This is a genomic window from Phycobacter azelaicus (assembly GCF_014884385.1).
In the GTDB taxonomy this organism is placed as follows: domain Bacteria; phylum Pseudomonadota; class Alphaproteobacteria; order Rhodobacterales; family Rhodobacteraceae; genus Phycobacter; species Phycobacter azelaicus.
This window is the reverse complement of sequence record NZ_WKFH01000003.1, coordinates 3,476,358-3,502,169: the sequence shown is the minus strand read 5'-3', so window position 1 is coordinate 3,502,169 and position 25,812 is coordinate 3,476,358. Positions and strand designations below refer to the sequence as shown.

At 55.4% G+C, this 25,812-nt stretch carries 25 protein-coding genes, 1 tRNA gene and 1 pseudogene; 10 read left to right on the top strand and 17 right to left on the bottom strand.

What is annotated here, in order from left to right:
- Positions 1–14: 14 nt before the first annotated feature.
- The 3 genes from INS80_RS17810 to INS80_RS17800 are packed head-to-tail and all read right to left on the bottom strand — an operon-like array spanning position 15 to position 3,132.
- Entirely contained in the window at positions 15–596 is a 582-nt protein-coding gene (locus tag INS80_RS17810) for a retropepsin-like aspartic protease family protein (RefSeq protein WP_192966902.1), read from the bottom strand.
- A 59-nt stretch (positions 597–655) separates the two neighbouring features.
- Positions 656–1,282, bottom strand: coding sequence for a MarC family protein (locus INS80_RS17805; protein WP_192966901.1), 627 nt, complete (start codon positions 1,280–1,282; stop codon positions 656–658).
- Positions 1,279–3,132, bottom strand: a complete 1,854-nt coding sequence (locus INS80_RS17800) for an ABC-F family ATP-binding cassette domain-containing protein (RefSeq protein ID WP_192967335.1) — start codon at positions 3,130–3,132, stop codon at positions 1,279–1,281. The genes INS80_RS17805 and INS80_RS17800 overlap by 4 nt, the downstream gene beginning before the upstream one ends.
- Before the next feature lie 126 nt (positions 3,133–3,258).
- Between INS80_RS17800 and INS80_RS17795 the strand changes: the two genes are divergently transcribed.
- Positions 3,259–4,461: a multidrug effflux MFS transporter gene (locus INS80_RS17795; protein WP_192966900.1), complete on the top strand. Its 1,203-nt coding sequence runs from the start codon at positions 3,259–3,261 to the stop codon at positions 4,459–4,461.
- Between the two features lie 132 nt (positions 4,462–4,593).
- A complete protein-coding gene (ndk, locus tag INS80_RS17790; protein ID WP_192966899.1) occupies positions 4,594–5,016 on the top strand; it encodes a nucleoside-diphosphate kinase in 423 nt (140 codons plus the stop codon).
- Positions 5,017–5,093: 77 nt separating this feature from the next.
- Here the strand turns inward: ndk and INS80_RS17785 are convergent, their stop codons facing one another.
- Positions 5,094–5,441 (bottom strand): TfoX/Sxy family protein, encoded by a 348-nt coding sequence (locus tag INS80_RS17785; protein ID WP_192966898.1) that lies wholly within the window; start codon positions 5,439–5,441, stop codon positions 5,094–5,096.
- A 123-nt stretch (positions 5,442–5,564) separates the two neighbouring features.
- Here INS80_RS17785 and INS80_RS17780 point away from each other — a divergent pair, with 123 nt between their 5' ends.
- Entirely contained in the window at positions 5,565–6,791 is a 1,227-nt protein-coding gene (locus tag INS80_RS17780; RefSeq protein WP_369411433.1) for a cytochrome P450, read from the top strand.
- A gap of 151 nt (positions 6,792–6,942) precedes the next feature.
- The gene (locus INS80_RS17775) at positions 6,943–7,803 is read left to right on the top strand and encodes a glycosyltransferase family protein (protein WP_192966896.1); all 861 of its coding nucleotides are present in this window, start codon (positions 6,943–6,945) and stop codon (positions 7,801–7,803) included.
- A 169-nt stretch (positions 7,804–7,972) separates the two neighbouring features.
- On the opposite strand, the gene INS80_RS17770 is transcribed toward INS80_RS17775, so the two are convergent.
- Entirely contained in the window at positions 7,973–8,587 is a 615-nt protein-coding gene (locus tag INS80_RS17770; RefSeq protein WP_192966895.1) for a response regulator transcription factor, read from the bottom strand.
- Between the two features lie 321 nt (positions 8,588–8,908).
- Here INS80_RS17770 and INS80_RS17765 point away from each other — a divergent pair, with 321 nt between their 5' ends.
- The 5 genes from INS80_RS17765 (at position 8,909) to INS80_RS17750 (ending at position 12,618) form a co-directional block, all read left to right on the top strand.
- Entirely contained in the window at positions 8,909–9,406 is a 498-nt protein-coding gene (locus INS80_RS17765) for a putative pterin-binding protein (protein ID WP_226892663.1), read from the top strand.
- 12 nt (positions 9,407–9,418) lie between these two features.
- Positions 9,419–11,695, top strand: coding sequence for a hybrid sensor histidine kinase/response regulator (locus INS80_RS17760; RefSeq protein WP_369411432.1), 2,277 nt, complete (start codon positions 9,419–9,421; stop codon positions 11,693–11,695).
- A gap of 3 nt (positions 11,696–11,698) precedes the next feature.
- A complete protein-coding gene (locus INS80_RS19505) occupies positions 11,699–11,917 on the top strand; it encodes an Hpt domain-containing protein (protein ID WP_369411431.1) in 219 nt (72 codons plus the stop codon).
- Positions 11,918–12,087: 170 nt separating this feature from the next.
- A tRNA-Asn gene (locus INS80_RS17755) sits at positions 12,088–12,162 on the top strand.
- 243 nt (positions 12,163–12,405) lie between these two features.
- On the top strand, positions 12,406–12,618 hold the full coding sequence (locus INS80_RS17750; RefSeq protein WP_192966894.1) for a DNA-binding protein: 213 nt from the start codon (positions 12,406–12,408) through the stop codon (positions 12,616–12,618).
- Between the two features lie 620 nt (positions 12,619–13,238).
- Here the strand turns inward: INS80_RS17750 and INS80_RS17745 are convergent.
- The 7 genes from INS80_RS17745 to INS80_RS17715 form a co-directional block, all read right to left on the bottom strand.
- The gene (locus INS80_RS17745; RefSeq protein WP_192966893.1) at positions 13,239–13,562 is read right to left on the bottom strand and encodes a hypothetical protein; all 324 of its coding nucleotides are present in this window, start codon (positions 13,560–13,562) and stop codon (positions 13,239–13,241) included.
- On the bottom strand, positions 13,559–14,287 hold the full coding sequence (locus INS80_RS17740) for a division plane positioning ATPase MipZ (RefSeq protein ID WP_226892662.1): 729 nt from the start codon (positions 14,285–14,287) through the stop codon (positions 13,559–13,561). Before INS80_RS17740 ends, INS80_RS17745 begins: the two co-directional genes overlap by 4 nt.
- 182 nt (positions 14,288–14,469) lie before the next feature.
- Positions 14,470–15,021 carry a recombinase family protein gene (locus tag INS80_RS17735; RefSeq protein WP_192966892.1) on the bottom strand — a complete coding sequence of 184 codons (552 nt, stop codon included), beginning with the start codon at positions 15,019–15,021 and terminating at the stop codon, positions 14,470–14,472.
- A gap of 101 nt (positions 15,022–15,122) precedes the next feature.
- Positions 15,123–16,160: a hypothetical protein gene (locus INS80_RS17730; protein WP_192966891.1), complete on the bottom strand. Its 1,038-nt coding sequence runs from the start codon at positions 16,158–16,160 to the stop codon at positions 15,123–15,125.
- A 60-nt stretch (positions 16,161–16,220) separates the two neighbouring features.
- Positions 16,221–16,511, bottom strand: coding sequence for an HNH endonuclease (locus INS80_RS19500; protein WP_192966890.1), 291 nt, complete (start codon positions 16,509–16,511; stop codon positions 16,221–16,223).
- Positions 16,512–16,561: 50 nt separating this feature from the next.
- Positions 16,562–17,137, bottom strand: coding sequence for a hypothetical protein (locus INS80_RS17720; protein WP_192966889.1), 576 nt, complete (start codon positions 17,135–17,137; stop codon positions 16,562–16,564).
- Between the two features lies 1 nt (position 17,138).
- Complete coding sequence (locus INS80_RS17715; protein ID WP_192966888.1) at positions 17,139–17,720, bottom strand: hypothetical protein; 582 nt, start codon at positions 17,718–17,720, stop codon at positions 17,139–17,141.
- A gap of 171 nt (positions 17,721–17,891) precedes the next feature.
- Here INS80_RS17715 and INS80_RS17710 point away from each other — a divergent pair.
- Positions 17,892–19,051 (top strand): IS3 family transposase gene (locus INS80_RS17710; protein ID WP_192966887.1). Its coding sequence is split into 2 segments (ribosomal slippage): positions 17,892–18,141 and positions 18,141–19,051, totalling 1,161 coding nucleotides; the frame shifts between segments, so codons are not numbered across the junction.
- A gap of 61 nt (positions 19,052–19,112) precedes the next feature.
- Here the strand turns inward: INS80_RS17710 and INS80_RS19495 are convergent.
- The 5 genes and pseudogenes from INS80_RS19495 to INS80_RS17685 all read right to left on the bottom strand — a co-directional run.
- Positions 19,113–19,469: pseudogene (locus tag INS80_RS19495) on the bottom strand (DUF262 domain-containing protein); the annotation flags it as partial.
- The gene (locus INS80_RS17700) at positions 19,462–20,679 is read right to left on the bottom strand and encodes a GIY-YIG nuclease family protein (protein WP_192966886.1); all 1,218 of its coding nucleotides are present in this window, start codon (positions 20,677–20,679) and stop codon (positions 19,462–19,464) included. The gene INS80_RS17700 and the pseudogene INS80_RS19495, both read right to left, overlap by 8 nt.
- Positions 20,672–22,720, bottom strand: coding sequence for a DEAD/DEAH box helicase (locus INS80_RS17695; RefSeq protein ID WP_192966885.1), 2,049 nt, complete (start codon positions 22,718–22,720; stop codon positions 20,672–20,674). Before INS80_RS17695 ends, INS80_RS17700 begins: the two co-directional genes overlap by 8 nt.
- Positions 22,717–22,932, bottom strand: coding sequence for a hypothetical protein (locus INS80_RS17690; RefSeq protein WP_192966884.1), 216 nt, complete (start codon positions 22,930–22,932; stop codon positions 22,717–22,719). The genes INS80_RS17695 and INS80_RS17690 overlap by 4 nt, the downstream gene beginning before the upstream one ends.
- Positions 22,932–25,679, bottom strand: coding sequence for a class I SAM-dependent DNA methyltransferase (locus INS80_RS17685; RefSeq protein ID WP_192966883.1), 2,748 nt, complete (start codon positions 25,677–25,679; stop codon positions 22,932–22,934). The genes INS80_RS17690 and INS80_RS17685 overlap by 1 nt, the downstream gene beginning before the upstream one ends.
- Between the last annotated feature and the right edge of the window lie 133 nt (positions 25,680–25,812).

Genomic DNA, 25,812 nt, shown 5'->3' with positions numbered 1-25,812 from the left:
CCCGCCGCGATGATCTAGCGGGTCAGCACCAGGGCACGGTTCTGGATTTCAATGCGGGACCAGCGTTGCAGGTAACCCATGCCCAGAAGCGATTTATCCATATCGCCACTGTTGACCCAGACCCGTACGCCCTCGTCAGTTATGCCCCCTAGCGACATTTCCTCCACCCAGGTGGAAGCGGTGCGCACCTCTCCGTTTGCGGTCTGCGCGCGCCCCAGGTAGGCGAGGTTGTCGGTATCGATCCCGGCGCGTTCAGCATCTGAACGGCTCAGCACGACTTGACTGGCGCCGGTATCCACGAGGAAATTCACCGGAGTTCCGTTGACCGATAGAGTAAGGTAGTAGTGTCCATCCGGCGCAAGAGGAACCTCGACACGGCCCTGATCCGTCATCACGCTTTGCTGGGGCATGACGGTCTGGCGTATGTCGCCCCAAAGCCCGTAGGCGGCAATGACACCCAGAAAGATGAAAGCCCAGATCGCAAGGGATTGAACGGTTTTGCCAAGTGACTGCCGGTTCTGCACAAAGACCCAGGATCCCACTGCCAGGAGCAGCAGAACCAGATAGATGATCCGTGCGGTGTCCATATTGCTCATGCTGGTGCCTCCTGATCCTTGATGTAGGAAGTCTGGTGCGGGTTCCTAGTCCCCTGGTCCTAGCCAGCGGCAAAACCAAAAGCGCGCAGGCCGTCTAGCACAAATTGCACCGACAGCGCCGCCAGCAGCATGCCCAGAAGGCGCGTGACCACATTGATGCCGGTCTTGCCCAAAAGCCGCTCCAGAACGCCGGAGACCATGAACATCACAAGCATCAGTGCCAGCACGGCGAGGACTATGCTCATCACCAGGGCGAACCCCTCGATCCCCGGTTTCTGACCTGCCAGCAGGATCACAGTTGCGATGGACCCCGGTCCGGCGATCAGCGGTATGGAAATGGGAAAGACGGACGGGTCCTCCACTTCGGTGGCTTCCTCGCCCTGGTTTTCGCGCCGTTTGGTGCGCCGTTCGAACAGCATATCAAGCGCGGTCAGGAACAGGAGGATCCCGCCTGCCACGCGAAAGGCGGGCATTGAAATGCCGACGAAGGCGAGAACCGCTTCGCCAAAGAGGGTAAAGAGCGCGAGAATGAAGGTCGCCGTGAGGGAGGCCCGGATCGCCACGCCGCGCCGCTCGCGCGGGGTCATGCCTTGCGTCAGCGCCAGAAAGATCGGGGTAAGGCCAATGGGGTCGATGATCACGAACAGCGTGACAAAGGAAGTGATCAGAAAGGCCGTGTCGATCATAGGGCCTCGGCCTTTTCCAGTTTCTCAAGGGCGCGCATCCAAAGGGTTTCAGCGCGCTCCAGCGCCTCGATCACCTCGGCGTGCTTGGCCTGCCAGACGCGGGCCTCGTCCTTTTTCTCTGCCTCATAAAGTTCCGGATCGGCCAGCTTGATGTCAAGCTTGTCCTTCATCTCGGTCAGCTTGTTGACGCGGTCCTCGGCTTTGCGCGCCTCTGAGCGCAGGGCCAGCATGGCATCGCGCGAGGGGCGTTTAGGCTTGGGTTTGGGCGCGGCGGCCTTGGGTGCCGGTTTTTCCTTTTCCAAGAGAAGCGCGCGGTAGGAGGGCAGATCCCCTTCATAGGGCGCAACCGTGCCTTTCGACACCAGCCAAAGCCGGTCGGCCACAAGGCTGAGCAGGTGCATATCGTGGCTCACCAGAACCACCGCGCCGGTGTAGGCGGTGAGCGCCTCAACGAGAGCCTCACGGCTTTCGATATCAAGATGGTTGGTCGGCTCGTCGAGGATCAGAAGGTGCGGTGCATCGAGCGTAGCCGAGAGTAGCGACAGGCGCGCCTTTTGCCCGCCTGAGAGGCGCCTGACCTCGGTGTCGGCTTGGTTTGCCCCCAGACCAAAGCCCGCAAGGCGGGCACGCAGCTTGGCTTGGCCTTCCTCGGGGCGTTCGCGCTGCAGGTGCTGAAGGGGCGTTTCGTCGATATAAAGCTCGTCTACCTGGTGCTGGGCAAAGAAGCCGATGCGGAGCTTGCCGGATCGGGTGATCTTGCCCGACATCGGCTTTAGCCGGTCCGACAAGAGCTTTGACAGGGTCGATTTGCCCTCACCGTTTTTGCCGAGTAGCGCGATGCGGTCGTCCTGATCGATGCGCAGGTTGAGCTGCGACAGGATCACCGTGTCTCCATAGCCGACCGATCCGCCCTCCATCGCGATGATCGGCGGTGACAGCTCTTCGGGTTCGGGAAAGGTGAAGACGGTGCGCGCGGCATCTTCGGGGGCGCGGATGGTCTCCATCTTTTCCAGCATCTTTACCCGGCTTTGCGCCTGTTTGGCCTTGCTAGCCTTGGCCTTGAACCGGTCGACAAAGGCCTGCAGATGGGCGCGCTGCGCCTCCTGCTTCTTGGCCGCCGCAGCCTGATTAGCGCGGTTGGCGGCGCGCTGACGGGCGAACTGGTCGTAGTTGCCGCCATAGTAGATCAGCCCGCGATCCTCCAGATGGAGGATGCCGCCGACCGAGCGGTTGAGCAGTTCGCGGTCATGGCTGATGATGATCACCGTATGGGGGTATTTCACCAGATAGGCCTCAAGCCAAAGCGCGCCTTCAAGGTCCAGATAGTTGGTCGGCTCATCCAGCAGCAAAAGATCGGGCTGAGAGAACAGCACCGCCGCCAGGGCCACCCGCATCCGCCAACCGCCGGAGAAATCGGCGCAGGGACGTTGTTGGGCGTCTTCGTCAAAGCCGAGACCTTTGAGGATCGAGGCGGCGCGCGCCTCAGCCGACCAGGCGTCGATATCGGCAAGGCGGGTCTGCACCTCAGCAATGCGGGTAGGGTCCGTCGCCGTTTCGGCCTCCGACATCAGGGCGGCGCGCTCGGTATCTGCCGCCAGAACCGTGTCGATCAGCGACACATCCGAGGCGGGTGCCTCCTGAGCAATCCCGCCGATCCGCGCCTTTGAAGGCAGGGTGATACTGCCCCCCTCAAGCGACAGCTCACCTTTGATCAGGCGAAAGAGCGTGGTCTTGCCAGTCCCGTTGCGCCCCACAAGGCCCACCTTGTGGCCGGTGGGAATGGTGGCGCTGGCCCCGTCAAAGAGGGGGCGGCCTTCGACCGAGTAGGTAATATCCTGAATGCGTAACATATCCGCGCTCATAACAGAGGCGTTGGGGGCAAACCAGCGCCATTAAACGCGGCGTTCCAACTGGTCCTCGCCGGGGGCGCGTGCTAGCTGGATCACATTGAGACAACTCATGCCGGTGATCTTCCCATGCGTCCTGCGCAAACCGCTCCTCATATCGTCACGCTGATCTTTGGCACCGCCCTGTCGGTGCTGTCGCTCAACATGTTCCTGCCGTCACTGGCGCGGATCGGAGAGGATTTTCAGGCCGACTATGGCCTCGTGAACCTGTCGATTGCGGGGTATCTGGCGATCTCGGCCGTGTTGCAACTGGTCATGGGGCCCTTGTCGGACCGGTTCGGGCGACGCCCGGTCATGCTGTGGTCGATCATGGTGTTCGTGCTTGCCTCCATAGGTTGCGCCACGGCGGAGTCGATCTGGGTCTTTCTTGGCTTCCGCCTGCTGCAGGGCGCGGTGGTGGCGGGGCAGGTGATCTCGCGCGCGGCGATCCGGGATATGCACAGCGCCGAAGAAGCCGCGAGCAAGCTGGGCTATGTCTCCATGGCGATGGCGCTGGCGCCGATGCTGGGGCCGATGCTGGGAGGCTTTCTGGAGATGGCCTTTGGCTGGCGAGCGGGCTTTGTACTTTACACGGTCCTGGGCCTTGGCATGCTGGCCCTGGCCTGGGGCGACTGGGGGGAAACAAACACCAACCGTTCGGCTACCTTTGGCGCACAGATACGGACCTACCCCGAGCTATTGGCCTCACGCCGGTTCTGGGGCTACAGCCTGTGTGTTGCTTTCTCGATTGGCGGGTTCTTTGCCTTCATCACAGGCGCACCCCTGGTTGCTGCTGCGTGGTTTGACCTGAGCCCCGCCATGGTGGGCCTTGGGATCGGGATCATAACCAGCGGTTTCATGGTCGGGAATTTCATCACCGGGCGCGTGGCGGGGCGGGTGCCGCTTTTGACCCTGATCATCGCAGGGCGTATCAGCGCAACCCTTGGCCCGCTGGGCGGTCTGATCCTTTTTGCGCTAGGGCAGGGGTCTGTTCCCGTCTTCTTTGGCTCGGCGATCCTTGTGGGGTTTGGCAATGGCCTTACGATCGCAAATGCCAGCGCGGGGTTGATGTCGGTGCGCCCTCATCTGGCGGGCAGTGCCTCGGGCTTGTCTGGGGCCTTGTCAGTGGCGCTTGGTGCGGTGATCACCTCTCTCACCGGCGCGCTGGTGGAGCCCGCGCTTGCCCCCTTTACGGGCATGGGGATCATCCTCTGCTCCAGCCTTATGGCCCTGTCTTCTGCGCTATATGTGCGCTGGGTGGACCTGCGCGAGCCTTTGCCGGACACCGTCTGAGCCCATCGGACCAGAAACGCCGGACCAAAGGCAACTCGGCCCTTCCCAAGCGCGCGCAGGCATGTTAGGCGGCGCGCCAGATATCCAGCGTGGGATATGCCCGCGCCCGCACTTTGAAATGGAGAACACCCGATGGCTCTGGAACGCACCTTTTCGATCATCAAGCCCGATGCAACCCGCCGCAACCTGACCGGCGCGATCAACGCCAAGTTCGAAGAAGCTGGCCTGCGCATCGTTGCTCAGAAACGCATCCACCTGACCAAAGAGCAGGCAGGCAAGTTCTACGAAGTGCACGCTGAGCGTCCCTTCTATGACGAGCTGTGCGAATTCATGTCCTCCGCGCCGATCGTTGCGCAGGTTCTGGAAGGCGAAGGCGCCATCGCGAAAAACCGCGAGATCATGGGCGCAACCAACCCCGCCGACGCGGCTCCCGGCACCATCCGTGCCGAATTCGCAGAATCGGTTGGCGAAAACTCCGTCCACGGCTCCGACGCACCAGAAACCGCAGCGGTTGAAATCGCATACTTCTTCTCCGGTCTGGAGCTGGTCGGCTAAGGCAGATCTTTCTTGACCCGAAGTTTGGGCCGTGCAGGGCAACCTGCGCGGCCTTTTTCTTTGTTTGGAAGGATCTGCTATCCCCGCCGGGGAATGACACCGATAACGTCCAGTTCGCGCTCCAGACGGGATAGGCCAGCCGTCTCGGTGGTGGCCATCACGTTCTCAGCCTTGATCTGATCGAACCGCTTGCGCAGGGCTTTTTTCTCTTCACCCTTGCAGTCGTTCCAGGGGCGACCTTGAAGGCCCATGACGAGCACGTAATAGCCAATGAAATGCGGACGGCTGCCTGCCTGCAAGAGCCGCGCATAGGCGGCATCGGCGCCCAGTTCCCGCAGTTCCTCGGCGGTATGTATCCCCGCGCGGGCAAATGCCTCTTCCGAAGCGGGGCCAAGATTGCGAATGGAAGAAATGGATGTGGACATAGGGAGAACATAAGCGCCTTCTGCGGCTGTGTCACGCTGGTTGCGCTGCGGAATTTCTCCGCGCGGTGATTGACAGTCACAAACCTCTGGATGACCGTGCCATGCGTTCTGGGAGGAACTGACGTGACAAGACATCCAACTGCCGAAGAGATTAAGAGTTTTGACCTGGCCAAACCGCCAGAGGGATTCGTCGAGGATCCTTTCCCATTCTACGATGCGCTTTTGGCCCATGCGCCAGTGTTGAAACAGCCTGACGGATCGGTGCTGTTGTGCCGCCACGAGGACCTTGACCGGGTTTATCGTGACACCACTTCGTTTTCCTCGGACAAGAAGGCCGCTTTTGGCCCCAAGTTCGGCGAGGGATCACCTTTGTTTGAACATCACACGACCTCTTTGGTGTTCTCGGATCCCCCGCTTCATACCCGCGTGCGCAAGATCATGACTTCGGCCCTGACCCCCCGCGCCATCGCCAAGATGGAGCCGGGTCTGGTCGAAACCGTGGATCATTTGCTGGACGCGATGTCGGGCCGGGCGGAGGTTGACCTGATCGAGGATTTCGCCTCAACAATTCCGATCCAGATCATCGGGAATCTTCTGGATGTCCCGATGGAAGAGCGCGGCCCCCTGCGGGACTGGTCCCTGGCCATCCTCGGTGCGCTGGAGCCATCGCTAAGTGTCGCTCAACTTGAGCGTGGGCATCGCGCGGTTGACGAGTTCAAGGCCTATCTGAAAGATCTGATCGCCCGTCGCCGGGCCAACCCGGGCGATCCAGAAACGGATGTTCTGACCCGGCTTATTCGGGGAGAGGGCGCCGACGCGCAGCTCAGCGAGGTCGAGCTCATTCAAAACTGTATTTTCATCTTGAACGCGGGCCATGAAACCACCACCAATCTGATCGGCAACGGTCTGGCCTTGCTACATGATCACCCTGATCAGTTGGTGCGGCTCTTGGCCGATCGCGATCTGATCAAACCGGCGATCGAGGAGATCCTGCGGGTGCGCTCTCCTAACCAGTTGGGCAACCGGGAAACCACGCGCATGGTCGAGATCGGCGGCATGACGATTCCGCGCGGCACCAACCTGCATCTGGTGATCGGCGCGGCCAACCGTGATCCGGAGGTTTTTGCCAACCCGGGCACCTTCGACATTGCGCGCAAGCCAAATCGGCACCTTGCCTTTGCGGGCGGGCCGCATGTCTGTGTCGGACTGACCCTCGCGCGCCTTGAGGGGAAGATTGCGATCGAACGGTTCCTGAAACGGTTTCCCGAATATGCTCTTCTTCCGGGCCGGGTGCCGGGGGGGCGCATTCGCTTTCTTGGATATGCTGCGCTGCCTGCACGCCTCCGCTGAACCGGCAAAACGTTTTCCAGCTACGCAAGGACGTTTCTTGAAAGGCGTATGCTGCCTATCCTTTTGAACGCGCCGCGGCGCCCCATGGATAGGAGTATTGCTGGCGGCAAACGGGTACTACAGAGATATCGGCATCCGGAAGGAATACGTCATGATCTACCCAGTGGTACTCGCAGGCCTGCAGGGCGAGGCGCAACCGACAGACAGCGCTCTGCCACCACATTTCTGCGCGGAGGCGGCAATCGAAAGCCGGTTTCAATCGGTATTGAGAGGTCTTGACCATCCGCTGTTTGCGGCACCAACTGTTGTCGCGTGCGAGGCCCACCGCTTTGTGGCAAGACAGCAGATGGACGCGGCTGGTGTGAGTGGGGATCTGATCATAGAACCGTGCCACACCAAGACAGCGGCCTTGCTGGCTGCGCTTGCCCTTCGGTTCCAACATGACCCCGAAGCTTTGTTGCTCATCCTGCCTGCACATCATGCCGAGGTCGAAGATGATGCGTTCCGTAGGGCCATGGAACAGGCGATGCCTGTTGCGTTCCGGGGCGACATGGTGCTGGTGACCGGGAACCAGAGCGGTCCATACGGTCATGTGCGCGCCTTGTCGCGCGTCCGCAGCGGTCAGCCCGTTCAGGCGTTGTTCTCCGTCGGCGTCTCTGAGATATCGCGTGACCCGCAGAGCTTTTGCAGTGCTGGCGTTTATCTGGTGCGTGCCGGGAGCCTGCTTGCCGCATTCAAACGCTACGCGCCACGGTTTTTGCAATCGACAAAACGGGCGGTCGCAGAAATGCGCGCGGGCGGTGGATTTCTGCGCCTTGCCTCAGAGGCCTATGGGCGCATCAACCCCGAGAGCTTTGAAACAGCGATCCTCACGCGCATGGAAACCGTGGTAGCGATCTGCGCGGATGTGGCTGCAGATGAACGAGCCATCTGGGAACGGGATCTGGCACTTGAGCAGCGCAACTGGGCTCTAGAGGGGCTGCAGGCATCTGCCAGTACCCTGGCCGCTTAACGTAGCGCGTGAATGCGCGCGGGGTTGAGCACAAAATAAAACGTATTCTGCCCGCGCCTTCGAGGTTCCGGCCTCCCCAGTCGGACAGCGCTACGGCAGAGCGGACCCCGCAGGGCCACAGAAGGTTGCTTTGCGGGGGATCGCGCTTCCAGACGGTTAGGCAAAGGTTTTAGAAGAGGCCGGCTTCCTTGGCAGTAAGTGCTGCCTGAGTGCGGTTTTTTGCGTCCAGCTTTTTACAAAGGGTGCGTACGTGGAGCTTGATGGTTACTTCCTGCAAGTCCAGCTCGCGCGCTATTTCCTTGTTCGAAAGTCCGCGGCACAAGCCGTCCAGCACCTCGAGCTCACGCGGACTGAGCCGTTCGGCGAGAGGATGCGTTGCAGATGTACTTTCTGCCCGCATCAGTTCTACCGGAGCGTAGACTTCCCCTGCGCTCATGAAACGAACGGCATTGAGGAGGGACTGGGCACCCATGGTCTTTGGAATAAAGCCGATGGCACCGGCGTCCAGGGCCGCCTTGGCAGTATTGGCAGGCGCGCTGCCGGATAGGATGCCGACCCCTTTTCCGCCGTTTGCCGAAAGCGCCTTTGCAAGACCATCAAGGCCCATCATCCCCGGCATCTGATAGTCGAGGAGAACAAGATCGAATGGCCCTTCGGATGAAATCAGGTCCATGGCGCCAGAAAGATCCGTCGCCAAAGAGACCTCAGCTCCGCCTTCATTTCTGAGATAGGCTGATATCGTTTCCCGGACCATGTCATGGTCATCTGCCAAAAGAATACGCATTTATTTCCTGAGTCTTGATTAGACGTCGAGTGCCCACGCTACCCCAAAAGGGTTTCATAAGTATCAACTTCTGAGTTTACTGCCTGAGCGGTCAATAGTTAAGTCGCTTCGCGATAGCTGGTTCATAAGCTTGGGAAGACAAAGGCAAAGATGTTTAAAATCAGAACGGTCCAGATGTCCACAACCCTAAAATGAAAGGTGTTCGTTTCCTCGACCTATCCGAAAGGATAGGAACATATCCGCAGGTGCTGGTGTCAAAAGGAGCCGCAACTGACATAGTGCGCGCTAACTGAACAGGTCTCAGTCACAAAGGAGTTTTCCATGATCCGTTTGAGTAGCCTTTTGTTTGCACTCGCCCTGCTGATGTGGCCCGGCGCCGCCCCCATTGCTCAGGCCGCGTCGGATGGCCCGGTTCTGCTGACAGTAGAGATCAAGGGGGATGATCCGCAGACGCTGGCCTTTACGCGCGCCGATCTTGCCGCATTGGGAGAGACGTCTTTTGAAACAGAGACAATCTGGACATCGGGCGTTCAGACCTTCACCGGCGTGTCCTTGCAGACGTTGGCCGCACATCTTGGTGTGAGCGAGGGTGTTCTCGAAGCGCGTGCGATCAATGACTATATGGTTGAGGTTCCGCTTGCAGATGCAGTCGAAGGTGGGCCGATTGTTGCCTATCTGCGTAACGGTCAGGAAATGTCGGTACGTTCAAAGGGCCCCCTTTGGCTCGTTTACCCTTACGACAGTAATCCTGCGTATAAGTCGGAAGCGGTCTACTCCCGAAGCATCTGGCAGTTGGAGCGGATCGACGTCCAACGGTAAGATGGAGGATCCGTGACACAGCAGACGGATTGGCGTTTTCCCCTGGCATCGCGCTGGGTTTTGGCGGCTGCACTAGTTGTGCTGCCGCTTTTGACGGTTCAGTCCGTTCGCCTGGGCCATCAGGTGCTTTTGCGGCTCGAAGGATTGTCGACTGCTGCCACTGACAACATGCAGTGGGTGATGTCCCAGGCCGAGGTGGAGCATCTGAAGCTTGAAGCTGCTGTGCACGCCGTTCGCGAGGGCGCCGATCTGCCCCACTTGCGCCGCAGGTTCGACATCTATTACAGCCGCATTGCGACGATCGTCGAAAGCCCTCTATTCGAGGAACTGCGTCAAAGCGCGACTGGCGGTGCTCTTTTGCGCGAGCTGAGTGGACGGCTGGATCGGATGGCTGAACTTATCGATGTCAGTGACGAACAGCTGTTGCAGAACATCCCTCTTGTCGAAACCGAACTGATCACCAACGGGGATGAGGTGCGCGAACTTGCGCTCTTCGGAGTCGTCATCCAGGTCGAGGGAACCAAGGCCAAGCGCCTGAAGCTGTTCAGTATATTGTCCCAGCTGGCCTGGGTTGTGCTGGGCCTTTTCGTTGTCCTTGCCATAACCGCGTTGATGCTCGCCCGGATGTACAGGCGGGGCCGCCTTCTCGCCGAAGACCGCAGCCGCGCCGCCTCTCGGATGGAGGCGATGATTGCCTCTTCGCTGGATGCAATTCTTGTGGTCGACCGTGAGGGCCGTATCCTAGCCTTTAACGGGGCTGCAGAAGCGATTTTTGGCTATAGCAGTGCTGAGGCGATCGGCCAGAAGATGCAAAACCTCATCATCCCGCCGCATTTGCGCGAGGCCCACGACCGGGGCATGAAGCGCTTTCTTGAAAGTGGTGAGACACGTGTCATCGGTGCCGGGCGCGTCCAGCTCGAAGGGCTGCGCAAGTCGGGCGAGGTCTTCCCGGTAGAGCTGTCCCTGTCCATCAGTCAGACAGGCCAGGATATGGTCTTTGTCAGCTTCCTGCGTGATATATCCGACCGCATGGCCGCCGAAGAAGAACTGCGCACGGCCCGCGATGATGCTCTGGCCGGCGAGCGGGCCAAGGCAAACCTCCTGACAGTCATGAGCCACGAAATGCGTACCCCTCTGACTGGCGTGCTTGGAGCAATCGACCTTTTGGAGGATACTGAGCCCAGTCATGAGCAGGCCCGCTACCTGCAGGCCATGCGTGTGTCCGGAGAGCTGCTGTTGCATCACGTCAACGATGTCTTGCAATTGTCGCGTCTGGAGGCAGGCGTCGATCCCGAGAAGATCCGCGTTTTCGATCTGCAAGAGCTGGTCGAAGGGCTTCTGGAGAGCCAGCAGGCCATGGCGCTTAGCCGCGGAATTGATCTGAGTCTCCATTGTAGCCTTGGCGCATCTTCCGTTGTGGCGGGGCGCCCGCGTGCCATCCAGCAGGCACTGCTTAACCTCATCGCCAATGCGCTGAAATTCACCAAGGAAGGCGCCGTCTCGGTTGATATCCAACGCATTGGTGAAACCCATCAGGTCGAATTCCAGGTCGCGGATACAGGCCCCGGTATTCCAGAGGAGGACCAGCAGCGCATTTTCGAAGACTTCACGATGCTGGATGCGAGCTACCGCCGCGGCAATGAGGGAACTGGGCTTGGCCTTGCGATCACCCGCCGGATCGTTCTGGCAATGGACGGTCAGATCTCCTGCGAAAGTGAAGTGGGGGAGGGCAGCCTGTTCACGATGTCTATTCCCTTGCCGATGGCCACCGCCCCGCTGGACATGCCCGATTCTGCTGCGCACCCGCAAAGCGGATCTAGTGCAGTTCTCATTGTAGAGGACAATGATATCAACCGCTTGTTGCTGGAACAGATGCTCGTGCAGCAGGGGCAGGATGTCACCTCTGCCGCCGGTGGCCTTGAGGCCGTCGAAGCGGCAGAGCAGGGCAGCTTCGACCTCATTCTGATGGACATCAGCATGCCCGAGGTCGACGGGATCGAGGCCATCCGCCGGATTCGCGAGCGCAAGCTGGCTGAAGGTACCGACATTGTGGCCCTGACGGCCCATGCAGCACCCGAAGATCATGCCCGCATCTTGAAAGCAGGCTTTGCCGAGGTCATCACCAAGCCCATCAGCAAGCGCGAACGGGCTGACCTGATCGCGCGCAGAGCAGGCAAGACACCAGCGTTGGCCGATGAGCCGACAAACGAGAATATCGTCCAGTTCTTCGAGGCTTTGGGGCCGGAACGCGCCCGCGGTTTCCTGGTGACTTTCTGTCAGGATGTTTAACGATTGCGCGCAGACCTGTCGACAGCCCCGGAATTGACAGCCGCCCTTCGGCAGGAAGCGCATCGCCTTGCAGGATCTGCGGCCGTTTTGGGGCTGACCAGATTCCGTGAGTTCATGCTGCAGATCGAAATGGCGGAAGAAAACGAAGTTCGCGATATGGAGTTGCTGGCAGAGATTTGGAGCGAAGCTGAGGGCTTTCTCTCGCTGCATATGTGTGCCTGAGAACCGCTTTTCCAAATCGTGGTGCAGCATGACGCTGGCGATATTCGGTTCTGAACACAAGGTGTTAGGGGATCATGTTACGCTTTTTGAACCGGGTTGAAAAAACCTTTGAACAGGTGCGATTTTCCTCTGGACGGCAGAGGTGCGAAATTCTATACCACGGCCACCGTTCCGGCGTAGCTCAGCGGTAGAGCAGTTGACTGTTAATCAATTGGTCGTAGGTTCGATCCCTACCGCCGGAGCCATAAAAAGCCCTTAAGTCGCAAAGACTTGAGGGCTTTTTTGTTTTTTGGGTCAGGGGCAGATTTTGGGTTTAGGGGCACTTTGGGGGCAGTTCTTCTCAACTGCTGGCGTGCCACCACAACTAGTCTCAATACTTCCTGGCTTTCACCGAAGTCGAAACTACCACCTTGCCTGAAGCCGGAAAATCGATAAGCTCAGTCGGGATAGTTATCTTTTCTTCTTCTTTTAGAACAAGGTGCTATGCAATGAAAGCTAGCTATGAGGACCTGCGGACTGTCAAACAGCTTGTGAACGAAACCCCCTTCCTGACTGAGCAAAAGCTCCGTTGGTATATCTTCAATGCGGAGACGAACGGGCTTCTCTTCGCGATCGTGAAAATCTCTAACCGGGTTTATATCGACCGCGTTGCATTTGCAGATTGGGTGGAAAGCCATCGAATGGCCCCAGCCAACAATTGAACTGAAGCGATCTACATTCCGTAGCAGCTTGAAGGGACAGCCCTGCCGAAAGGCAGGGTTGTTTCCTTTTGAAAGATAGGGCCACTCAGACGAGCGGCCCTTCGATTGGGAGGTCGCCTGATCGACCGAAGCCTGACAGGCGATACAGTTTTTTCGACAAAACGTCGAGGTATCTGCTCAACCAGGTGAGCATCTGTAGAGCTTATGTGTTGCCGCTCAAACCAAGGCTTATCGGCAATTTGTTTCTTGCTCAGTCATTCCTTTACGTTTGGTCAGTTCGAACTGGAAGCACGCCTCACTATTCCCAAGCCAGGTGCCCGCACCAACCGAGTGCCTGGCGGAAAGCTCGCCTTTCCATCCAAGAGGAATTTCGAACAAACGGAAAGGAAAGCCAGATGAACAAAAAACATCAACACTTTGACAGCCTAAGAGACGCGAAAGCTACACTAGCTCAACAAGTAGGTACGGTTGAGATTAGCTTTTTCAGGTCTCGTGAGAACCTCTCAATCTACCGCGTGCGACGGGCAGGAAGCACACACTTCTTCGGCAGCCTTTATGAAGGGCCGGACGACTATCTCTTTATCTGCTTACCAAACAGGCGTTAGGTCGAAGCTACGCGTCTATCTTGTTGCTTTTTTCAGAAGGTGTAAAAGCGCATCTTCTCCAACAGTGAAGCCGTTTTCCTGCGCGTATCGCCAGAACCGAGTCTTTGTTTCGGTTTTCACGCTGATATTTAGCTGCGCAGTTCTGTTGGTCGCACGAAGACTTCTGGCATCAAACGCCGCCATTCCCTTAACTTCACGTGAAGTAAATCCAACATCGTTGGCGATTTCTTGCATTTGGCGGTTAGAGGATTTGTTCTCGCGGCGTAACGGCTTCATTTCGGAAACTTTGTCCAATGGATCGCCATGCGCACCAAAGGTCTTAGGTCGTTCTCTACTCATGCCGCCGCCCTTTCCTGTTCTTGTATGGCTTCTGTAACCGCTCGTGCGAAGGCTTCGGCGTTTTCGATTGCCGCAGTTGGATTTGACGCCTCTCTTGGCGAAAGGTCATAAATCGTGCCACCCAGCTGCATTACCGCACGAAATGCCGCCCTTTCAGTCATCTCAACAGCTAAGCGAGGAACCCCAGCTTCATCCAGGTCTTTTTGAATATGTCTGAGGTCCTTTGACCTAATTGCGGGGTTTGTGCGGGTGAAAAATACCTTGTAAGGGATAACCCTCCTGAATGCTTTTTGCTCTCTTTCAATCAGGCCGATAACTCTAGAGGCTTGGTCAGCATCCAGTTGACTGCCTTGCATCGGGATCAAAACCAAGTCTGCCCTTCCAATTGCATATGAAACTGCCATGTTTGCAGAACCCTCTAGGTCCACGACTACGAACGCGCTTTCTTCAGATGCCCTGTCGATAGCATCGGTTATGGAGTTTTCATTCACGCCGGAAACAAGCTGCAAGTTCTTTGGGACATGCTTCTCGTCGCGACAGTACCAAGTGGACAATGGTTGATTTGGATCAGCATCAAGCAACGAAACGCTTGCGCCTCTGCGCGCCACTACTTGCGCGAAGACAACAGCTGAAGTGGATTTGCCGACACCGCCTTTTGAGTTTGCGAATACTACAACAGGCATCCTTTTTCTTTCTTTTTTCTTTTCATTTGACCATGTGAGCAATCAATTCTCCAAGACGGGAAGAAAAAAATCGTAAGATCGTCAGGTTTTCTGAACAGCCTAGGTGGCAAAATTGCACTACCTAGCAAGCAGCAATCAGATTTGTGGTAGATGCCTAGTGACTAACTAGGCACTAGCTTACCGGATGTATGATCTGTAGGCAGCCATGCCCCCCTAGCTGGATATTAGGCTCTCTGAGTTCGTGACACCGTAGACCTCGATACCCCCATGATGCGTCCAATTTCGGCGTTGCTGATCCCCTGGTTGCGCATCCTCAAAACTTCAGCTCGTTGGTGTTTTGTCAGTTTCGGCTTCCTTCCCAGTCGCCTCCCTTCTGCCTTTGCCCTGGCTCTGCCCTCTGCCGTACGTTCCGCAATCAAGGAACGTTCAAATTCAGCAAGGCCACCCAGTACTGTTAGTATCAAACGCCCCGTCGGAGTAGTTGTGTCGGCCCATGCGTCCGATATCGATTTTAGGGTTGCTCCTACTGTTTCTAGGTGATGGACGATTTCCAAAAGATCACGGGTTGATCTTGCCAGTCGATCCAATCGAGTAACAATCAACACGTCTCCTTCGCCCAAGGCTGCCAAAGCCCTTTGCAACTCTGGTCGATCGGATTTGGAACCGCTCTCCTTTTCGCTGAAAGTGAGTTCGCAGCCAAACTCGCCAAGCTGATCAAGCTGAGCGTTCAAGGCTTGGCCCGCTGTCGAGACGCGAGCATATCCGACTTTTTTCATCAGACAATTATGCACGTAACTTTTGCACGCGCCAAGCCTTTGTTTTAATTGAATACATTCATCCGTGCATAAGTGTTGATTTTTGCACGCTTGTAGAATGCCTATGTGCTTGGCCAACCGAAGCCAAATCGGGGCAAATAGTAGCTCTTGTACAGGTACTCTAGGTCCGCCTCCCATTCGGAAATGGCATCTGCAAGTCGTACTTTTCCACGACGCTTTGCATTACGCGTAAAGGCCGCAATTGCCTCTGCCAGTTTTTGCAGCCGAGCGGCACTATTTGGCTTACCCCATTGATCATAGTACTGGATACCGCCGTACAGTGGCAGCGTACCTTCTACCACACGATCAAGAATAGCCCGCCGAACGCCAACTGGCTGACCGTTGGTGCGTCCAACACGGTATTCCATATAAGCTAACATACCTACATCTGGCGCGTTCCCGATTTCGAATCCCCCTGTTCCCCTGTCGGCTTCTGTGCTGGGCCATTTGAAGTGATCCGGGTTTAGACGAATATACGGAAGCCTACGTTCCCACTCCTTTTCTACTGCCACAATGATACGTTTTGCGGCTTCGTGTTTGAAACGTTGTTCTGGGTCTCCTACGCGCTGCACATTCTGCACCCAAAGCGCGAACAGCCTTTCCAAGCTCGCTGTCGGAATCCCTTCGATGATGGATTTTTCTGCACCTAGTATGTTGGCGCGCCTCGGTTTCGGTACAGCAGCAGTAGTCGCTTTCTTCTTAGGAGTTTTGACCCGGCGCGATGCCTTACTAGCTTCCTTAGCTAGGTCTCGCTTTGCAGTTGTTTCTGGAAACTCTACGGTACCGCCGGACATCAGCACTTGAATACCATCCGGCGTCAGAGAAATAACTGCCTGAAGTTTCCTAGGATTTGCGGGCTTTGGCCGCCGTTCTTGCACAACCAAGCCAGCCTGTTTGAGATGAGCAAATGCTAGATCGAAATTTGCCTGAAAGGAGTTCTTGCTACCCACAGGGTTAGAAACGGAGAACCCGTTGGGCGGCACACCAAATGATTTTGCCACATCTTTGCGAAGTTCACGCCAAGCTGTGTGATCATGCCGGATATGCTTTAATATCGGCACTGCAAGCTCCTGAAAAGTGGGAACTTTGAATGAATTCACCGTATAACTCTCGCTTACTCTAAACGCTACAATATCGTCCTTGTCCTGGATTACTGCACGCTACTTCTTCAAGCGGCCAGCATTTTTCTTAAAATTGCATTGGTAGCATTCGGCTTGAATGTTGCTGATGTCATTTGAACCACCATGGTAAACTGGCACGATGTGTGCCTTGGTCCAGACATGCTTATAGCGCTTGTCGGGCCTTGCTGGTATCTCACACCATTCCCGCTTGCACTCAGCACATCGCGGAGACGCTGCTAGGAGGGTCTCCCACTCTTTCTTGGTGTGCGATCCGCCGTTCGCTTTGATGCGCTCTGCGCGCCGCTTGGCGCGCTCATTGCGGCAATCCATGCACCTGTTCCAAGAATTGAATCGCGTGCCACCGCATTTCGTACACGTTCTCACGCCCTATGCATCCGCTCAACGAGGTAGTGAAGCCCCAGCAGGGTCACGACGAGAAGACTTGAGATAATCCATACGTAAAGCCCCCAAGCAACGTATCCGGCTATGCTCAACAACGCTTGCGCCCAGGCCACAGAAGATTGCACGATCGTCATGTGGGCTTGGACAACACCAAAAACGTAAAGAACGATTGCCAGAGTTGCACAGTATCCAAAAAGGATGGCGAGGAACCGCCGTCTGGTGAGAGTTTCCTTGATTTCATCACCTTTGCGCACGGTTGTTAAAGTGGGCGCACGCCCTTTCATAACCTGGTCAAGATTCTCGTTCGAAAAGCTCGACACCGCTGCGAGCGCTGCGATGTAAAACCCGACAAGGATACCCATCAGCGCATTGATATCCCCAATCATCTTGTCTTTGTCGAACGACAGAAATTGATCCCCCCAGAACTGGTACCCACCGTAAGTCAATGCAAACAAAACTGTCGGATAAACCCATTGGTACCAATAGATGTCGGGGCTACGGAGGCGAAGGAACGAGAAGACCGTAAAGACCTTGGTGTGTTTTTGAAGAGCCATGTCAGTCGCCTACATTGTTGGCGACTTCGAGCATCTTCTGAATCATATCGTGCCGGAACGCCTCGTAGCGCTGCGTCAAAGGTGGATCAAAGTCGTTAACGATTTCGTTCTGAACAAAAGCCTGTTCGAGGATTTCATCACCATTGTGGTGGACCTCCGTACGTTTGATTTGTCCGTTAGCAGCTTTGATCCTTACGAAAATCTGCGTGTCGTCCGCGCCGCCGCGAAAACCTCCTAGGAAACCACCAATTCGACCGAAGATTGTGCGCGCTTGATCTTCCGAGACTCTCTTTTTCACTTCCCACCTGGCCTCATGGACAACCTCTTCGACGATTGGATCTTCATCCAAGCCGTCTTCATGGTTTTCTTCGTGGCTGATGAACTCGATGTCCTGAAGCGTACCCGTTCTCAGCGCTTCCCGGATCGTTCTGGACTGGTGCCCATCGATTTCAAAAACAGGTCGAAACCGCTTGGGATTACCATCGTCATCTTGCACTTCCTTCTCGTACAGGGCGCTTTTGCAAACCCAGGCTAAATGATCTTTGACTGAAGAAAGATAGATGCCAGGCACCTTCTCGATCATAATCAAGTGCCGACCATGCTGATCTGGTGTTTTCCTGATAAGGATGTGCGCGGCATAGTGCCCGCCTTCTTCCTCATCTTTTTCTATGTCACGCGTTTCAAGCTGACCTGCCCCCCGAAACTTCCCTCGTTCTGATGTAGAGTTTGCTCAACCTTTTGAAGGAGCAAACGAATGCGAAAGAGCCGTTTCACCGAGGCGCAGATCATCGGGATGATCAAGGAACAGGAAGCCGGGATGCCGACCGCAGAGGTGTGCCGCAAGCACGGCCTCAGCCAGGGCACCTTTTACAAATACAAGTCGAAGTATGGCGGCATGGAGGTTTCCGACGTCGCCAAGATGAGGTCGTTGGAAGACGAGAATGCCAAGCTAAAGCGGCTGCTGGCGGACACAATGCTGGACAATGTCGTGCTGAAGGATTTGCTGGGAAAGAGCTGACGACGCCAACTGAACGGCGGGATGCAGCGTTGAGGGCGATGCGGGATCATGACATCTCGCAGCGCCGAGCGTGCAGGCTCGTTGGCGTCGATCCCAAAACCGTCAGGCGCGAACGCCCGCCCGACAATCCTGAGATTCGCAAGGAGATGAAAGCGGTCGCGGCCAAGCGCCGCCGATTTGGCTACCGGCGGATCGGGGTGATGCTGGAGCGCAAGGGAATGATCATGAACCACAAGAAACTGTATCGGCTGTACACGGAGGAAAAGCTGGGCGTCAGGCGACGAAGGGGCCGCAAGCGGGCGCGCGGCTCACGGACGCCGATGCCGGGGGCGCCGAGACCGGGGGAACGCTGGTCTCTGGACTTCCTGTCCGACACGTTCGGGGCATCACGCCGGTTCCGTATTCTGGCGGTGAACGATGATTGCTGCCGCGAGAACCTTTGCCTGATGGCGGATACCAGCATCTCAGGTGCCCGTGTCGCGCGGGAACTGGATGCCCTGGTCCGGCTTTACGGCAAACCGGCCAGTATCGTCAGCGACAACGGCACAGAGTTCACTAGTCGAGCTATCCTGAAATGGGCGAACGACAACGGCGTGGACTGGCATTACATTGATCCGGGCAAGCCCCAGCAGAACGCCTTCATCGAGTCCTTCAACGGCAGTCTCCGGGACGAGTTGCTGAACGAAGAGATGTTCGACAGCTTGGAGGATGCGCGGCGAAAGCTGGCCCTCTGGCGCTACGACTACAACAACGTCAGGCCGCACTCATCGCTCGGAAACCAGACACCCGCAGAAGCGCGCCGGACGCTTGAGCAATTTGAGGGCTCCGCGTCCGGCGCGCTTGCCCAAACTGACGACGAAGAATATGAATACCAGACCCGCAAACTCTCGTTATGAATGAGGGAGCCCCGGGGGGCAGGTCATCCGCAACATCAAACTTACCGTCCCGTGGACGGAATGAAATTTCGATCTGCCGCTCTTTGTAATCCGCGTCCAGAACCTTTTGGCCACGAAAGACAGCGTACAGCGAAGTGAGACGTTGTTGTCCGTCAACAATGAGACGGGCAGCTGTGTTGTGCTGCTTGGTACCGACGCCAATTTGTTTCACGCCGGTTTCATTCGTGTTCTCCCAGAACAGAAAATACCCAACCGGAAATCCACGGTACATTGAATCAAACAGATCACGCACCTTGGCGTTCGACCATACGAATGGTCGCTGTATGTCGGGCAAAGCTATGTCGCCTAAATCAATGAAATGCAAAAGCCCGTCGAGGTCGTAATCGACCCGTTTGAAGCACGTCTTCAGTTCACTCACTGCCGGTCCTTTTTCTTAGTTTTGCGCTGGCAGGATCATAGATATAGCCCGCTATGGTTCGGTCCTTGATCCGTTCGACAGCTTCATCGATGATAAACATCGGTACTAGGAACCATTCACGCGGCGTTACCGGATGTCCGAAGCGGTCTTTTATTTCGACATCGAGCCGCGCGGATTCAAAAATTCGATGAATTAGATTTTCTAGCTTCGTCCTGTTTATGTTGTAGAGTTCATAAGTGGCAACGACCTCCACCTCCGCCATCAGGAAGGTTGGATCAAGCTTGGCATTCGCTATACGTTTTTCGACCGTTCCGCTCGTCACGCCGATTTTGTGAAGCACATCGCGATGTTCAGCGACGGTTGGGTGGTCAGATTTGCTGCGAAGTACATAGATCAATCCACTCGCCAAATCGTCGTCGTCAGTTTCCGATGAAAACAGAGGGCCAGGACCGCTAGGATCAGTAACAATCCGACTTGTTTCATCCTTGTATAGAGCTCTTTGCAGCGAGCGAAGCAGGATGTTGCTCTCTGTGCCATTTGAGTAAATCACACGCAGCCTGGCGTCTGTCTCTCCGTTTGGTGCTCGAATTTCTTCTCCAACCTCAGCGACATACAAGGTTTGACCGCTCAGGATGAAGAACTCACCTTTCTTAATGTCTGCTTTGAGGAACCCTGCTTGTTTTCGAATATTTCGGGTCGTGCGCACGCCCACATCCAAGTCGTTCTGAACCTCTGTGAACAAAGGCTTGAACTTGGCGAAATCTTCGCAGCGCTCTCGATTGGCAATTTCTTCAGCGGCCTTTTTCTCAGCCGTCGAACGAACATGCTTCAACTCGGTTATCGGTGGAGCTTCTAACTCTATGCCTAGCTCGGCCAAAAGCGCGTCATCATCCAGGTCTTCGGCATCGCGGGCGGGAGTAGGTGAATTACCAGATAACAGGCCAGTGGTATCCATTGGCTCAACCAACTCCCGGCACTCTTCAAGCTCTTTGATGCGATCCAACCGAACGGCATACAAGCGCTCAAAGATATCACGATCTTCGCCATGTTCAGGCAAGCGCCCATGTTCTTCGGAAAACCGTTGAATCTCTTCAAAACCCGCAATGATGCGTTCCTCGCGGGGTGTTCGACTAACAACTTTTTTTGCTTCGACCTCGACACCGAGTTCCGCCAACAGCGCGTCGTCTTCTTGCGTAAATTCTCTAGCCATTTGCGGCCTCCTGCTTCATGCGCGCGAGGTACGCCACGCCTTCAGCCATTTTCTTTTCCCAGGCATCCGGCGAAGTGATTGAGGGCAAACGGCCACGTTCTTGCTTGAACTTAACGGCCCTACGAGCCAAATCTCTCGCCTCTTCCGGAGTTAGTTGCACCTTCTTAGCCGATATCACCGCTGCGACTTGCTTCAAGCTTTCCTCGCTCATGGTTTTCGCCAAGATTGCATAAGCTTCGCCGAAAGGATTGATCCTATCGATCAAATCAATATCGAGCTCGCGAACATCCATTGCGAACTTTCGGACGCCATCGATCAATGCGGTGTTTCCAGTGGTCTCACCTTCTTCCGCAGTCGATAAGGCTACTTCCTTGGCCTTCTGCGTGAGATTCAAGGCGGCAATAGCATGCTGCCGGACGGCTTCCTGGTCTTCAGCGTCCAGTTCAGGGAATTTTGCACCAACGATCTTTCCCATACGAACCTGGGTAAGCTCTTCCGGCACTAACTCTTCATCAAAGAGGCCGCGCTCAATGGCAGTCTTATCTTGTACAAAAGCTGTGATGACTTCGTTCAAGTCTTCCTGGCAAATACGTTCGGCTTCTTTGCTCTTGGGTGCAGCAAGGCCCTTGATTTCGATTTGGAATTGTCCACTTTCCTCATTGAAACCAACGTTCTCCTTATCCGGATCGTACCCGCCTTCGCCATAATCGAACCCTTCGACAGGCCCGCTCGCTTTGGTTTTCGGAGTAAAGTTGAAACGGGGCGCAAGAACTTGCTCCATTAGCAAGCTGGCTGCGATGGCCTTCAACGTATCGTTCACCGCCTCTGTCACCGCCTCTTCAGCGGCGTCTGGCTCTGCAATAAGGTTAGTGAATCTTGCGCGGGTTTTGCCTTCAGCGTCACGGGTCGCGCGACCGATGATTTGCACGATCTCCGTGAGACTTGCCCTATAACCTACCGTCAATGCGTGTTCGCACCAAATCCAGTCGAAACCTTCCTTGGCCATACCCAGGGCGACGATGATATCAACGTGATCCCGATCATCCTTGTGCGCGGGGTCCTTGAGAGCCGCCGATACCTTGTCGCGCTTGGCCGCTTCATCATCCACTAGATCAGCGATTTTCAGCACGCGCCCTTCGGGCGTTTTGACAAGCTGAAAACCAGTTTCTGAGTCCGTGCCTTGCCAATCACCTAGAGCGTCAATGATGTGCTCCACCTCTCGGTGCTTATCCTTAGTGCTCTCGCGCGAATTTACATTCGGGATATGCACGATCGTTTTCTCGTTCGGATCAAGGACCTTCAGAATATCGTCGGCATAGGAACCCGAATAGAAGAAGTATCCAATATCGAGCGTTTTCAGGTATTTGTACCCATTCAGCTGCTCATAGTAGGTGTAGGTAATCGTGTCGAATTTGGCTTCGTTCTCAGGCAAAAGGATCGGCACGGCATCGCCCCGGAAATAGCTGCCGGTCATGGCCACGACATGCACCTTGTCGCGGGCGATGAACTCATTGAGCTGAGAGCCAAGAATGCTGTCTTCGCTGGCTGAGACGTGATGGAACTCGTCTACAGCGACCAAGCGGTTATCAAACGCTTCGACGCCAAGCTTCTCGACGGCAAAGCGGAAAGTGGCATGAGTGCAGACCAATACTTGGTCGCCACTCTCAAGGAACGCACCAACCGATTTGACTTTGCCACCATCCGTGCCGGGTGAGTTGCACAGGTTCCATTTTGGTTCGACGGTCCAGTCCGCCCAAAAGCCGAAATTGCTCAGTGGCTCGTCGTTGAAGCTCGATCCGATAGACTTCTCGGGCACCACTACGATCGCCTGTTTGAGCCCTTGGTTTTGCAGTTTGTCGAGCGCGATGAACATCAGCGCGCGGCTTTTGCCGGATGCAGGCGGCGACTTGATCAGAAGATACTGTTCGCCCCGCTTTTCATAGGCACGTTCCTGCATTGCCCGCATGCCCAGCTCGTTTGACTTGGTTGAGCTGCCGTTTTGGGCGTAGGTTACTGAAACTGAGGGAACATTTTTAGTCATTGAATATCCTTGCTATCGAAATGGGCCTCAAAGGCCGCGATCGACCCGTAGGTATCTTTGATCCGAGAAGAGGCTTGATGCATATACTGCTGTCCATCTTCAAGTTCCCAGCCGTGGGCTTCAAACATGATTTTGTAGCTGCCCCCAAAATGGGTTTTAGCGATGCGGGAAATTGCCTTGGCGTCACCGCCTGGTTCGTAGGTTGCGCCCATCAAGCCGCCCCCTTTTTTGTCATTTTCGTGTATAGCTCGAAGAGTTTCTCCAGCCGTTCGGTGTCGTTGCGGAAGCGGCGACCGATGTAGATACGTTCAAGCACCTCGTCGTTACGATCATGGGCGGCGCGTAAGTTGGCGGGCATCTTCTCCGGGTCGTACAGATCAGCGATGGTCGCGGGGAAATGCGCTTCACGCGCCAGAAGGATGTCCTCGGCGCAACGCTTTAAGTCTTCCTTGTTTTTCTCAGTGAGTTTTGGAACGGGAAAGGTATTCCAACCAAGAGTGTTAGAATAACTGAAGCGCATCTCCAATCGCACACAAACGGTTCCAATCCACACCCAGTGCAGGCGCGATGCAACTAATGCCATATTCCATAAAGGGGCGTCGTAAAGCGCGTATACCTTATTTGTTACAGTCTGACTGTCACTCAATAAACCACATGGGAGATACGGGCGGTTTTCTGACGAGATAGCAGCTATCGCAATAGTGTGAGATTTCCCAATGTTCATTTCTCTCATTTGGTGCGATCTAGTCGCCATGTCATTGGCGCTTTTGTCTCGGCTCGCAAGCCGCATAGCGCGAACACCCTCAACTCTCTCACGGATTGAAACAATTTCCATCGCTTCATCAAGGTGTTCATCCTCTATCCAGAGAACATATCTTCCCTTGCCCTGAATAAACTCTTCAGATCCATATATCCGGCGAATGAAGCGCTCGCGTTGTCTCTTATCAAGCCCCAACTGTTCCACCTCATCGAGGCGCAAAAGCAAATTACCACCATCGACAGGCTTATTACCGAAACTCATATCTGCAACTTGGGTAAGCGGCTTTCGGGATTTTTGGACGACAATATCAGCACCGGCAACCAAATAGGCGTTTATGTTTGTGGCCTCTCGGCTAACCGTTTCTCCATTTTCATTTAAAGAAAAGAGTTTTCTTTGTGGTCCCGAGTTATTGGATATCCCAACGATTACAACTGTGACACCAGCATTGTGACTAGCAAGGTTAGCCCATTTAAAACTGGTATGGGCAAACGCAATCTCGTGTTCAGATTGAAAAATTAAAGGCCACAAGATGGGAACTTGTTGTCCCTGGCATATCGAATTCGTGGAAACAAATGCGGCGACGCTCTTTGTATGCGTTCCAAAATCAGTTGCCTTCATGAACCAACCCGCAACATAATCAAGCGATTTCCAACTCTTGGTGCGCCCTTCAAAGATACGCTTCAGGTCTTCCTTTTGCTCCGCGGATTGCCATGTTGAGCCAAGGTAAGGTGGGTTCCCACATAAATAAGTCTCACCACCCTCGTTCTCGAAGTCGATCTGCGCCTGTTCGAGCGGCGACATAAATAGATCTTCGGCGTGGTGTTTTACTCCCGTTCCCGTAGGGGGACAGATGCTCAACCAATCAAGGCGCAGGGCATTACCGCAGGTAATCCAGTTCATGGCGTCCAGCGGCAGGAATTCTGCCAGAGCTTCCTTTTGGCCGCGATAGGTCACGTCACACTGATATTCAGCAATGATCAGCGCCAGCCGCGCGATTTCGGCGGGGAAATCGCGCAACTCGATGCCCCGGAAATTTGTCAGTGGAATTTCGGTCCGCCGTTCGGCCTCGCCACGACGTTCATTGATCTCAGCCTCAATCGCCCGCATTTCTTTGTACGCGATAACAAGGAAGTTTCCGGACCCACAGGCCGGGTCAAAAACCCTGATTTTGGACATGCGGTTGCGCAGATTGAGAAGCTTGCGAGGGTTGTCCCCCGCTTCCTCAAGTTTCTCACGCAAATCATCCAGGAAAAGCGGGTTCAGAACCTTCAGGATGTTCGGGACGGACGTGTAGTGCATTCCAAGTGCGCCGCGTTCCTCATCATCCGCAACCGCCTGGATCATCGAGCCGAAAATATCCGGGTTGATCTTGGTCCAGTCCAGACTGCCGATGTGTAGCAGGTAGGACCGTGCGATCTTGGAGAATTTTGGAACGTCCGTGCTGCCTGAAAACAGCCCACCGTTCACATATGGGAAAACGTTTGCCCAACGGGCAATATTCGCAGCGGCGCGATCCGCTGCCTTAGTGTTCATGGCACGAAACAGCTCACTGATCACCTCATGGGTGTTCGAGCTGTCCTTTTCGCTCATACGATTGATCGTGCCGGTGAACTGATCTGGTTCGTTGAAAATATCGGTATCTTCGGCAAAGAAGCAGAAAATCAGTCTGGCCATGAAGTGGTTCATGTCGTGGCGGCGAGCCTCTGTGCCCCATTCCGGATTGTCCTTCAGGAGCTCAACGTAAAGACGATTGAGGCGTCCGGTCGCCTTGATATCGAAGGCGCTTTCGCGGATTTGCTTGACCGTGCTGATCCCGGCCAAAGGCAGGAAGAAACCAAAGTGATCTGGGAAGTCTTTGAATGCGCAGGCAATCGTCTCTCCAGTTGCAAGGTCTTCAGCCTCAAGATCGGCACCATCAGTCGCCAGGACGAATTTCGCTTTGGCCTTGGCTGTAGCTGGGCTCGCTTTCAGCGCGGTTAGAGTTTGGGAAACCGTTTCATCATCACAGACTTTGAGATGGATGTTATTAGTCTGAAGAACGCCACCCAGGTCGGACTTATTAGATGAACCGGTGCGCAAACGTTTAATCGTTGTTGCCTTGTTTCCAAATGCCTCCAAGAAGGCATAGGGAAACTCGGCCTCGTCAAATGGCTGCTCGGCCAGGGCGGAAATTGCCTCTTCGATTTCAACGGCGTTCACTTGTTGCTTCCTCGATTTTCGTTCTTCGCAGATTGGGACTGCGTTGCTTGTGTGCGCTCAACATACTCCCGCATAAACTCCCGAAGTACCTGGGCCGCAGGTTTGTCCTGGGCTTTACAGGCTTCTACGAAGC